At 52.9% G+C, this 13,278-nt stretch carries 3 protein-coding genes; 1 reads left to right on the plus strand and 2 read right to left on the minus strand.

The window, feature by feature from the left end:
* Positions 1 to 33 precede the first annotated feature (33 nt).
* Both galE and NZM04_09220 read right to left on the minus strand, forming a co-directional pair.
* Positions 34 to 1,050, minus strand: coding sequence for a UDP-glucose 4-epimerase GalE (gene galE / locus NZM04_09215; protein ID MCS7064202.1), 1,017 nt, complete (start codon positions 1,048 to 1,050; stop codon positions 34 to 36).
* A 79-nt stretch (positions 1,051 to 1,129) separates the two neighbouring features.
* The gene (locus NZM04_09220) at positions 1,130 to 9,706 is read right to left on the minus strand and encodes an alpha-amylase family glycosyl hydrolase (GenBank protein ID MCS7064203.1); all 8,577 of its coding nucleotides are present in this window, start codon (positions 9,704 to 9,706) and stop codon (positions 1,130 to 1,132) included.
* Positions 9,707 to 9,954: 248 nt separating this feature from the next.
* On the opposite strand from NZM04_09220, the gene NZM04_09225 reads away from it, so the two are divergent.
* A complete protein-coding gene (locus NZM04_09225) occupies positions 9,955 to 13,062 on the plus strand; it encodes an autotransporter-associated beta strand repeat-containing protein (protein ID MCS7064204.1) in 3,108 nt (1,035 codons plus the stop codon).
* Positions 13,063 to 13,278 lie beyond the last annotated feature (216 nt).

The following is a 13,278-nucleotide window of genomic DNA, read 5'->3' on the forward strand; positions in this document are numbered from 1 at the left end:
GCTCCGCGGGTCGGGCCTGCCACGCAATAAAGTTTATCGCGCGTAACCATTCGGATGAGCTTGGTGCCATTTCCAAGCGCTTTCGATTATCGGCTGTAATCTGGTGTAACGCGGCTTCCACCCTAATTCGGCAGCTATTTTGTGAGCACTCGCCACAAGCCGAGGTGGATCTCCAGGGCGTGGCGGGCATATTTGCACGGGAATAGGATGCCCCGTGATCTTGCGTGCGACTTCGATGACTTGCCTGACGGAGTAGCCTTCGCCGGTGCCGACGTTGTATGCAGCGCTTTGCGTGCGGTTTAAGGCCAATATGTGCGCTTGGGCTAGGTCGATAATATGTATGAAATCTCGGATACACGTCCCATCAGGGGTTGCATAATTGTCGCCATAAATTTCGACGTAATCTTTTTGTCCGAGTGCGACTTTAAGGACGTTGGGTATGAGATGCGTCTCGATTCGATGGTCTTCTCCATAGCGTTCTGATGCTCCGGCAGCGTTGAAATAGCGAAGGGATATATGGATGATGCCGTGGATTTGCTCATACCATTTAAGGATTTGCTCGAACATGAGTTTGGAATGCCCGTAGGGATTGATCGGCTTTTGAGGGGTACGCTCGTCTATCGGGATTTTTTCGGGGATGCCGTAAGTTGCGCAGGTGGAAGAGAAAATGATTTTCTTAACGTTGGCCTGCACCATGGCATCGAGAAGGTTAATTCCGTTGGCTACATTGTTGCGGAAATATTTGGACGGATTTCGCATGGATTCCGAGACGAGGGCACTGGCTGCAAAGTGCATTACGGCATCGGGCCGATGTTTTTCCAGCATGGATTGGATGGTGTAGGGATTGGCTAGATCACCTTCGATGAAGATTGCTCGTGGATCAACCGCGTCTCGATGGCCTTCGGTCAGGTTATCAAAGACGATGACTTTATGGCCAGCATTCAGCAATTCTTCTGTGCAGATGCTCCCGATGTAGCCGGCGCCTCCCGTTACGAAAATTTTTAGAGGCGTGGATGTTGATGTTGAGGTGGAGGGCGAGGTCGAGGACATGCGATGTAGGATGATTATAATGTGGGAGTGTGATTAGCTGAATCTACGCGCTGTGCAACGCTATCTTGATTCGGCTTTATTATTGGAGCTGGACTTGAAGTCTGTAGAAACGACGTGGGACTGTAGTGGGCAAAGAGCCGGTTGTGGTGCCGTTGTCGTTCCACGTCATTTGCGATCCTGTGCCATTCATCCAGTTGGAGGCGGGCGCCCAGGGTGAATGGAGACTGTTTGTAAATTCGACGCGATATTGCCGCCCGGGTAGCGTCGGGAAACTGATATCCATAGAGCCTCCTGATCCGTGTGTGATGGTGATAATCGGATGAGCTGCGTCGTGGGCTGAGCTTGGATTGAGGCCGAGGATGAATTCTTCGATATTGGTGAGACCGTCGCCGTCGGGGTCACCTGAGGCCCCTTGCAGGCCTGAGGGATTGTTGGGATCTAGATTATATTGAGCCTCCCAGGCATCCGGTAATCCATCGCCATCGGAGTCGAGGGTGATCGTGGAGCCGGCTTGGAAGCCGAATGCAAGGGTGAAGCTTGGAGCAGTGCCGGTGATTTCAACTTGGTGGATTTGAGGTTGGTTGCGCATGGGCACGGTATCAGTGACTGCCGGAGCTGTGTCGGAAGCTCCGCTGACGTAAGAGGCATTTAGGCCTGGCCCTGTGTGGCGGACATAGGAGTAGACGTTGTTATTGGGCAAGGTGTTGAGGAGTCCGACGCTGAGTCCGGTGTTGACTAGATTGCCGAGGTGGTTTTGGCCGTGGATGTAGAGATTGTAGGTGTGGGGGGATAGGCCGAAGCGAACGTAGAGTTGATTGATGTTGCTGAGGTTGTAGGTGACGAGCGCTTCTGTGGAGTCCGCCGCTAGTGTGATATTTTTAGTTATGCGATTATCTGAGCTTGTAAATTGCCAGCCGGTGCCACCTGTGGCGGATGCTACGGAGTAGTAGTTGTTGACGTATTGTGAGGTATTGGCGGGGGTCGCCCACCAGTCTTTGAGTCCGGAGGTGCGGTAGGCTGTGGCATTGGTGGCGCCTTCTTCTTCTGTCTCTGAATTGGCGTTAGAGGCGAAGTTGCCGAGTGCTTGATAGGCTTTGCCTGTGACTGGATCGCGTGTGATGGCTAAGACGAGACGTCCGCCGATGCGCTCGAAGACGAGGAAGAGGCGGCTGTTCATGATGAGATATTCAGGTTCGCCATCGAGGTCGATGTCTTCGGAGGCAGTTTGGACGATACCGTTGTAGGCGTTGTTGTTTGCGGAGGTGAGCCAGGTGTCGGCGCGTTGGTAGACTGCGGCAAAGCGGGCTTGGCTGTGTGCGATGCGCGCAAATTCTGCGAGTGTGTTGTAGGAGGTATCGGAATTGACATAATCACCGGTGCTGAATTTGGTGAGGTCAACGTTGGGTTGGTTGTGGAAGGCGGTGACGAATGTTGCTGCGTGGAGAGTGGTGCGTGAGAGGCGTTTGAGGTCGGGGTTGATGATGGCTGTGAGTTTGTCCCATGCGTCTTTGATGATTCCAGAGGTGGAGATTATACCGAAGGCTTTTGGAAGTGGGACTCCTGGCCTGATGTTGAATACTTTATTGAGTAATCCTTCTTCGCGTGCAGGTTGTCCGTTATACCAGTTGTTGTAGTTTTCTTGAGTGGCGTAGTGGAGGTAGTCTGAGGAGACGAGCGGTAGATTGGGATTGTTGGGGCGATCGACAGTCCCGAAGGGATCACCGGTGCCGTTAGGGGGAACGGACAGGTCAATTTGGTTATTAGCGATCTGGTCTGCGGTGACGAGCTCAATCCAGGGACGCGATGCCATCCAGCGGATTGTGCGGTCGTAGGCGTTGGCGTTGTTTGCGTTGTCGAAGTCTTCCCAATGTGTGTGGAGGATGACGACTTGGTCTTGCTGCCAGTTGCGGGCTTTTCGGTTGAAAAGTTCTCTTAGGAGGGTGTGTGAGCCGTTGTCGGTGTTGAGGAAACGGTAGCTACTGGCTTGATCATTGATGATGAAGAAGTGGAGGCCGTTTATTTTGTTTATGCGATAGCCGTCGTTGCTGACGGCGGAGTTGCGCCCATACCATCGGGTGATGTGTAGCATTTGATCGATGAAGGCGTGGGTGTAGCCGAGGGCTAGGATTTTACTGATCACGTCGGGGTTTACGACGCGTTCTGGGGTGTAGAAGACTTTATTGGACGGGGCGCCGTATATGGCGGTGAGGAATTCGTTTGCGAGGGATAGGTTGTCTTGGTTATAGGCGTTGTGGAAGTAGGGGAGGATGTGATCGGAGAAGGTGGTGGCGGGGATGGAGATTAGCCCGGAGTTTTTGAGATTTTTGATGCGTTGGTTGAACGAGGGGCCATCGAGCCAGGGCTTATTGGATTGCGGATTTACTTTGGCCCATTGTAGGGCAGCGGCTAATGTGGGTGTGATGTGAAGGGTGAGTTTAGCATTGTAGGCTTCGTGGACGTCGAGGAGTCGGTGGTAGCCGCCGCCGGCTCCGTTGTTTATGAGATTGTGGATTTGGCTTGCTGGTCGTATCGTCTGGTTGCCGTGGATTAGGGGCATTACTTTTACACGTCGTCCACGGTCGTTATCGGCTTGGATGCCGATCCATTGGGTGAGTTTGGCGTTGGGCCCGGAAAGTTCAACTCCACGGGTGTAGTCGGTGTGTTGTTGGCCTTTGCCTCGGTAGTCGTTTGCGATCCAGTCTGTGCGGATGGAGTCGGCGATATCGGGGCCGACGATGTCTCCTGGGCCGGGGGGATTATTTTGCGTGCCGTCTTTGGTGGTGAAGACTTGGAATCGCAATTGGTTGAAATTGCCGAGCCAACCTGCATCTAGGAGGGCTTGGCGGCTTATGGAGAACTCTACGGCGTCGAGTTCGTGGTTGTAGTAGATCTTTTTGAAGCCCGTCGCATGATTTTGATCTCGGCCTTGAACGCCGAAGGGTGGGTCAAGGGGATTCTGGTAGCCGTTGGTGTTGTTGAGGGGGTTGGTATCCACGTATACGCGGCCGAGATTTTGACCGTAGGCGGCTACTGCGACATTCCATTTCATTTCGGATAGGCCGTCTAGCTGGTCTGGAAGGGCGACTTCGCCGTTTCCGGAGGGACCTGCGTTGCCGATGTTGATGAGGACGTAGATATCGAGGAATCCTTGTTCGGCGTTGGGTTTGAGGTCGTGGAGGTCGACGCGGAAGTAGAATTGGTCGTCTCCGCCATTTCCGGAGGCTCCTCCATCGCGGGCATAGAAGGCGACGAGGTCACGGGAGGAGTCATATCCGTCGTAGAAGAGGTAGGTGTCGCCGCCTTGGGTGTTGTTGCCAGCGCCGTCGTAGGGATCGAGGGCGATGAGGTCGTCGTATTTCCAATCCGTAAATTCGCCTGCTACGGTGACGGATCCGACGGTAGTTTGTTGATTAGGTGGAAGCGGGCCGATAACGATCTGGCCTGATGGGGGTTGTGGGGTGGTAGAATTGGCTTGTTTGGGATTGGTGCCTGCGATGTATTCTTGCATGTTGCTGAATCCGTCGTTGTCGGGGTCTCCATTGGCTCCGTGTGCTGGGTTACCCGCAGCACCGGTCTTGAAATTGTATGTGCCGTTGTCGAGAGGATCGAGGGCTTGGTTTACTTCCCAGCCATCTGGCAGGCCATCACCATCGGTATCGCTTCGGAGGGGGTCGGTCTCTTTGATGAGGATTTTGGGCCAGCCAGCGGATTGTTGGGAGCCGTTGCCGGCTGGGCTGTAGTGGGCGAAGAGAGCGGAATAGTTTATGCCGCGAGAGGTGGCTCCGCCGTGGCGGTAGTTGGCCCCGGCGACATGGTTGGGGCCGTTTGTGGTTTCTGATAGGAGGATTTCTTTTTGGGTGTTGTTTGAGTAGAGGAGGAATAGGTCGGTGCGACCGTTTAGGTTATCGTCTTCGCCGTATCCATCGACGAGGCCATCGTTGTCGGTGTCGGATTTATTGGGGGAAGTTTCAATCCATGTTTCGCTGATGTCGATGATGTTGTTGGGCCAAGCGATGCGGGTGCTGACGGCTTGGTTGGGGAGGAGCGCGGTGCCGTCGCCGTCCGTCCAGCCGTTGCGGTTGGCGTCTTCGAGGCCATCGATGAGGCCGTCTCCATCGGAGTCGGGGTTGTTGGGATCGAGCATTCTGCCTTGGATGAGGTTGGTGCGTGAGGCGTTGGCGTTGTAACCGGGGATGGAGCTGTTGTCTGTGGTGTTGTAGAATGGAGGATCTTGGCAGGAGATGAAGTTTTTGTAGCCGTCGGCATCGGTGTCGGCGTTTATGTCGGTGGCTGCGCCTGGGGTGCGCCAGCCAATTTCAAGTCCATCGGGAAGGTTGTCTCCGTCTGAGTCGGGGCTGAGGGGATTGGTGCGGCCGTAGGCAAAGTGGATGTGGACGTCGCCGTTGGTCCAGGTGTTGGAACTGGTGGTGGGTAAAGCTTTGGGGGTGGACTCATCAGCATCGTAGATGCCGTCGTCGTCATCGTCGAGGTCGTTGGGATTGGCGATGACGAGTTCTCTGAAGACTACTGGGACGGAGCGGAAGATGGAGCCCTCTGCAGTGGTGGTGTTGCCATCGGTGTCGGCTTCGACGGTGAAGGAGTAGTTGCCGGGGGAGTTGATGTTGGACCAGAGGTATGTCCATAGTTTTTTCGTGCCGCTGAGGGTGGGAGGGCCTTGTGAAGTCAAGGTGCCGATAAATTGGCCGGGTGTGGGGATGATGTTGAGGGATTGGACTGTGGCATCGGATTCAATTTTAACGATGTATTGGCGCTCTTGTGGAGTGGGGTTGGATTTCTTGGGTAGGACGATTTGGAATGGGACGTTGTTGGCGCCGTAGTTGGGTGGGTCGATGACATCCACCATCGCTGCAACTGCTCCGATTGCGGCTTTAACGGCACGGTTGGCTTTGAGGGTGGAGAGGGGCGCTGGTCGGGCGTGGGTGACTTCGATTTGGTGGATGTATTGGGGGTCGCCGTTGTATAGGTTGGGTAGGGGGAATGCAAGCTCGTGGTAGTCGTTGGTGGCGTTGTAGATGATTGAGTATTGGGACTTTGGTTGACTGACGCCGTTGAGTTTGATATCGAAGCGGTCAATGAGTTGTGCTGTGGTGAGGCCGTTGGCCAGCGGTTTACTGAATTGGACTTTCATGACATAATTCTGGCCTACGGTATCTCCGTCGTTTTGTGGCCAGCGAACAAACATTTTGCTGGCATCGCCCTGGGTGTTAACGGTGCGGGTGAGGGTGGTGTAATGGCCAGCTACGTCTGAGAGGTTGTTGTTGGATGAGGATGAAATTTCTTTGAGTCTGACTTGGATAGTCGCTGTGCCGGACGAGGGGATGTTGATGTAGTCGAATCGCCATTCGTCAGGGAAGGTGGTGAATTTGTTGACGTAGGGGTTTGCTGTGCGACGGACGGCTTTGACCCAGGCGTTGTTGCCGTTATTGGATTGGGTAACGGAGTCATCGTTGTTGGGGTCACTATCTTGTATGCGATACCAGACTTCGGTGACGGTCTGATCGGTGCGGACAACGAATCCGTAGGAATTGCCTCCTATGGTGTCGCCATTGTTTGCGGGGAAGACGATTTGCCCCTGGGGGCGCTGGGTGTCGTAGTAGAAGGTCTGTGTGAAGGTGCGATATATGGGAGCGCGGTGGTCTCGCTTGAGGAAGGCGCGGGTTTGGATGAAGTTGAATCCTTCGGGTAGGCCTGTGAGTTGAACGCCGTAGTCGTTGTGTGGGCGATATTTTGCTGTGGTCGCGTTGAAGTTGGTGATATGGAAGACGGTTTCCATTTGTTTTTTGATGGCGATGTTTGATGCGCTGTTGGGGAATACGCTGGGTGCGTCGAGGTGAAGGGCACCGATTTTGTAACGCAGTTTAGTGCCAGCCGGTAGTGCCGGGATTGTGCCTTGCCACCATTCTGGAATGCCAGTGCCGTCATGTGCAGCATTCCGGTTTTTTGTTAGCTCGATAACTTGGGTAGTGCCTTTCCCCACGCCGGCAGAGCCTTCGGGGTAGGTTTGGCCATCGGTGGTGTAATAGAGGTAGACTTTTTGGATTTGGTTTTGGTAGCCGACTTTAGTCTCGATGATGATGGGTTGCCCTGCAGCACTTTGTGGGGGGGGAGAGAATTGTATGCCGTTGTTTTCGTTGCTCGCGATGGGGTCGTGGTAGTGCCATGCGCCGGCGCCGGCGTTGGGCCCGGAGCCGTTGTTGACGGTGAATCCCGCAGTGCCAATGATGCATTCGTAGGTCTCAGAGCCAGGGGAGCCTACACGGTTGCGGATGACGTTGCGTGCGGCGAATCGTTCGGCCGTTCGGCGGACGAACTGCATTTGCTCGAAGCCCATGAAGACTTCGTTTGAAAGGGCGGGTGGATTGTCGCGGAGTTCTTTGAGGGGGTTGTTGGGATCAGGTTTAGGGTCGCCAAGGGGAGGCATGTGTGAGTTGACGTCGACTCCGCCGTTAAGCTTTATGAGGATGTTTTCGGCAGAGCCGTCAGCGCGAGCGATGAAGGTAAGGTTGGTGCCGTTGGTGACTCGTGGGATGGTGAAGCTGTATTTGTAGTCACCTGGAGTGTCGTTGGGCACGCCACGCGGGTTGAAGTTAGGATCACCGTCTTTGCCGTCGAAGCGTTCGTAAGTGACAGTCGGTGTGGGTTGTCCGTTTTGGAGTATTGTGATGGGGTTGATTTGGCTATTGATGCCATCGTCCCATACTTGCGGCATTTCTGGTGATGCCCAAGAGAAGGCGAAGTATTTTCCCCCGTCGACAAATATGGGGTTTCCGCCGTCATCGAGGAGTGTGCCGTTGGACTGGACGTTGATAAAGAATGGGCCGCCGTGGTAGGAGTAGTTGCGGAGTCGTGAGCCAGGGGGGAAGGTTGTGGTGAGGGGGCGAGTTTGGCCGCCTGATCCGAGCCGAGCCATCATAAAGAGGAGCACAGTGCCATCCGCATCGCTCATGCTGGGATTGAAACGCTTATCGCGTCGTTCGAAAGCCGTGTAATTCTGGTCGCTCCAGCGGCCAATCTGATCGCCTCGGGCGAAGTCGCGGGCTATGGAAAGTGCGTTGGGTAGGTATTGTTGTCCGAATTGCCCTAGGAATGGGACGCCGGCCGGCTTGGGGAACCAGTCGGGGGGACCGGACTGGTTGTAGCCGTCTGTGTAAATGATCATGGGGCCATCGGTGAGGATGCCGTAGGTGAAAGCGAGTTCTCTGTGGCCACCCCAGAGGTAATTGTTATCGTGGCTCATGGGGTATTTCATGCCCGTTCCAACTCCTCCATACATTGCAAATCCTGGACTGTCGAGCCCACCGAGGTGGTGGCCAAGTTTGTAGTTAATCGAATTTAGGAAGTCATCATTTGCGATGCGCATCCCTGCATTCAAGTAGCCTGCGTAGCCGGGAGGCTCGCCGAGATGTTCCCCATAAAGAAACAGATCATCCCAGGGTTGTTTGTGATTGAAAACGGTATCGCGGTGATTGTTCCAGTCGCTAAATCCGCGGGTAAGATTAAATTGCTCCTGGGCTTGGCCGAGGTAACCCCAATTGCTCCAATCCTTGTCTGCACCTGTTTGTTTGCCGAAGAAATAGTCTGGCACATGTTTAACAGCGTCGAGACGAAATCCATCAGGATAGAAACGATCGATGAACCAACGAATTTTTCGATTTAGCATTGCATTTACATCTTCAGGAAATGGATTGCCCATGTTGTATCGACCGTCACCAGCTCCGTATATGAGGGTGTTGCGACCAGGGACGTTGGGGAAAACTCCTAGGTCTTGAAATGGTTCACAAGGCTCGCCTGAGTTGTGCTGTCCGTTATTATTGAGGTCGATGAAATCAAATTTGCCGTTGGATTCGCCAAAATCGTTTGTGCCAGCTACGCCATCGATCCCGACGTCTTGATAAGGCTCTTTGTTTCCGAAGGGATAGACCGTAATCGCTCCGCCTGGAGTATTAAAGACGAGCGGAAGATCGGTATCGGGGTAGTATTGAGAAAAGTCGTGAGAATTTGGGTCTGCGGGATTATTAGGGTGACGGATCCCTATGTATTTCGGAAAGGTGCTGCCTTCTGTAGGACCAAAGCTGGCGTTGGGATTTTCATGGGCAATATCACGACCAAATGGATTCCGATGTAGGAGCTGAAAGAGGTCATTTTTATGCCACTCAATCCCTGGCCAATCTCGGTAAAAACCATCCGGAGTCACACGCAAGTGGAAGTCCTCAGGCACAAACCCCGGCTGTGCATAGATGGAAGTATTCTCATCATAGCCCGGAGTAGGACCGCCGTTGTGGGCCATCACATTGTCAAAGTAAACTCGCAATCCAAAACGATGCGCAGTATTTACCAAATGCATAAGGTCGTCGTATGTGCCGTATCTTGTTTTTTCGGCGCCGCCAGGGTAGTTCCCACCTAGATTTAATCGATTGAATGTGCCAAAGCCGACGTCCCACTCGCTTGTCCCTTCAAATGGCGGTGGTAACCATAGAGCAGTGTAACCAAGCTCAGCCAACTCGGGGATGCGATGGGCAATGTCTCGCCAGCTTGTCCCAAAATGCTGCAAAATAATCTCTTGAGAATACACTCGTGCAAGATTCAGTGAATAGCATGCTATCGTCAGGAGAAACGTAATTTGTTTCAATTTCATAACACGTAATTATCACGAAAAGTCTTAGTGTCAAGATTAAATCAGGGAAAAGTGTATTTACAATGTAGCAACGCTATCCCCAAACAAAATATTGTTCCAGCTTAACGCACGTGCGCACCACCAACACTCCCATTTCTTTTGAAAAAAAATCATGGCGAAGTGTTTTTTTTCTTGACTTTTTTGTAAATTTGATGCTACAATTACAATGATATCAATTAACGAAAATCAACCCCAGTATGATGAACGGAATGAACGGAAACAGACCACCTAAAATTTTAGGCTTATCCTCATCAGAGCTCACAAACCCGGCTAAATCCTGGCGTTATCGCATATACCTCAGTTTCACTTCGATATGCTTACTTGGATTTATTTTTTCCCTGCATCTATTGGCGGCCACTTTCACCTGGAATGGCAACGGTGCCGATAACCTTTGGGGCACTGGCGCAAATTGGGTCGGTGGAGTCGCCCCAGGTGCCGTCAACGATGACCTAGTCTTTGCAGGGACAAACAAACTCAATCCACAATACAATTATAGCAATTACGACAAGTTCAACAGCATCGTTTTTGCCTCATCTGCAGGGTCATTCCATATTACCAACGCAGTCGGAAATAATAACAAACTCGAGATTAATCACGCGGGAAAAATTGAAAACCAATCGACCAATCAACAAAAAATATCCCTCGTCGCTATCAGTGTAGGTGGGGGTGGGGGCGCCGGATCCTACATTGAAATGAACCCCGTCCAAGGCAACTTAGTCATCGACTCTAATGTGGAAACTCACGGTCGCCAAGTCCGAATCTGGGGTGATAACGCAAAAGCCATTTTCTTTGATAAACCTATCGAAGGTGCAGGCGGCACCGTCGACATCCGTCAAAATAGCAACGTCTACTTCAACGCCGCAAACACCAACACAGGTACAATCTTCATTGGCGCTGGAACCCTATTCAATGGCATAAATAACGCCATCAATCCTGCCTCTAATGTTGTCCTTTACGATAGCACATTCTCCTCGGTCGATCCTACTTGGAACCTTCAAACCTACAACAACACAATTAACCAACTTACCCTAAACGTAGGCCACGTCACCGGCTCCACTGGCCAACTTTCTGCCACCGGAGGCATCATAGCCCACAGCGGAACAATCTCTGCTATCATACAAAGCACACCATTCTTTGACAAAGTCTCCAACGGCACGGTCGTTCTATCCGGTGCATCAAGTAACAATTATACAGGTCCCACTGCTGTCAAGGCCGGCACTTTAGCTCTCAATAAAACCCCTGGCCAAAACGCCACAGGCACAGGCACCATCTTCGTAGCAGACAGTTCCGGCACCACATCAGCCACATTACTTTGGCAAAATAACAATCAAATACAAGACAACGTCACAATAAATATCCGCGCCGGCGGAATTATGCACATGCAATCATTCGCAGATGCAATCGGACGGATTATCTTTGATAATGCCAACACAACAAACTCATCAGCCCCGCAAGTCCAAGGCACAAACACCCTCACACTCACTGCTGCTACAAACACCATACAACGCCTCGACTACGGCAATACCCAAGGTGTCACCGGGATCAATATTCAACCTCACATCCACCTTCCCGGCCCTACCCACCAATTCGTTAACGACGACCAAGGCACTCATGCCGCAGGCGTCTTCCTGAACGGCAACCTAACTGCAAACAATGTTACTGTCGAAGTTTTAGGCAACCGCAACGACGGAGCTTTCTTCCAACTCAACGGCTCTAATTCTGGCTTCAGCGGTGGCACTTTTGTCCTCGGCCGCATCACAAACAATCCAACTGAACAACGTCAAGGCCGCCTCTACATCGAAGACAGCGCCGCACTCCCCTCCCCCTCCACCCTATTTGAAATTCGCCGCGGCTCACTCCAATTCCTCGATACCATGAACGTCCCCAACAACATCCTCCTCAGCGGCAACCAAATAAGCGGCACCCCCAACCCCGCCGACAGCCCCCAACACCGCGCCCCGAAATACATCGAAGCGCCCACAGCAGGAACAACGGTGACCATATCCGGGAACATAACTACCAACACCACAGACTATGATACGAATCCTGCAAATAATCCCATAGTTCAATTCGTCGGTCATCTCGGCGGAGGTGCCCAATCTACCATATACCTCACAGGCAACAACGACTTCGGCAACTCACCCGTTAGCGTTATCACCGGCACCCTCCGCCTCGAAGACAACGCCGCACACAACGGCATGGCCGACATCGCCCTCGGTGTCAACCGTGTCACGGGCATCAACTACGGCCGCGACACAGGCTTACTTGTTGACTCCGGCACCTTCAATAAAAATATCACCGTTGCCCAAAATCAAGGCAACAACCCCGGACCACCCGATGATGCCTTCTCTGGCCCCGGAGACCTCCAAAACTACACCGGCAACACCGGCAACCGCACAATCGGCACCACATCACCTTCTGCCAACGTCCAGTTCACAGGCAACATCACCCTCGGCACAAACAACTCCACCGTTATCTATCCCGTCGCAGCTGCCAACATCTACTCCCTACCCTCCAACGACACCGGTGCAGCCAACGTCCGCCTCATCGCCGATGGCTCTGCCACAAGCCGTGCTGTCTTCCATGGCCTAATCAACGAAGACAGCGACAACGCCGCCTCGTCCGTCACCAAAGTCGGCGCAGGAATCGTCGAGCTCAAAAACAACAACCTCTACGACGGCGGCACTATTGTCACCGCTGGCACTCTCCTCGTCAACAACACCCCTGGCGCCTCCGGCACAGGATCTGGAAACGTCACCGTCCAATCCGGAGCCACACTCGCCGGCACAGGTCAAGCCGGCACAGGCACCGCCAACGTCACCATACAATCCGGCGCCATCCTCAGCCCCGGCGACGTCAACCTCTCCGGTCAATCCCAAATCGGGCACCTCACCGTTAGCAACCTCACCTTAAACCCCAACTCCATCTTCAACGTCCAAATCGGTGCCGGCGACACCAACGCTGCCCTATCTACCAATGACCGTATTATCTCCCTCGGCAACTTTAATCTTCCCAATGGCAATATCACCATCAACGTCACCACCACCGTCGGCACTCCTCTCTGGGAAGTCAACCAATACAAATGGGACATTGCAGACTGGGCGACACTAAGCAACAGCGGCGTCTCCATCACATGGAACCTTCCTACCATCACCAACCCCAATCTTTACTGGGACACCTCCCTCTTCCTCACCAACGGCATTATCCAAATAGTCCCCGAACCCTCCACCTATGCTGTCGCAGCACTGATCATAAGCCTACTCCTGTTCACAGAATATCGCCGACGTCGCAATCTCAGCCAGACAACGCCTAACTAACTATACCCAAGCCTATATCTATCGCCAAACACGGCTACGCATCAGACGTAGAACTTTACTTGCCCACGACCCACCAACCTGTTTACTGGCCTCCGCTACACACCTCATCAATTTTACAGAACAAACTCAAGGCAAGTAAAAATAAGGCGAGAAAACACACAACACCTCTTCCCCCTTTTAGACAGTGGCGAGAAGCCTACCCAACTTTCCCGAACT

The organism is Candidatus Methylacidiphilales bacterium (genome assembly GCA_025056655.1).
Taxonomy (GTDB): domain Bacteria; phylum Verrucomicrobiota; class Verrucomicrobiia; order Methylacidiphilales; family JANWVL01; genus JANWVL01.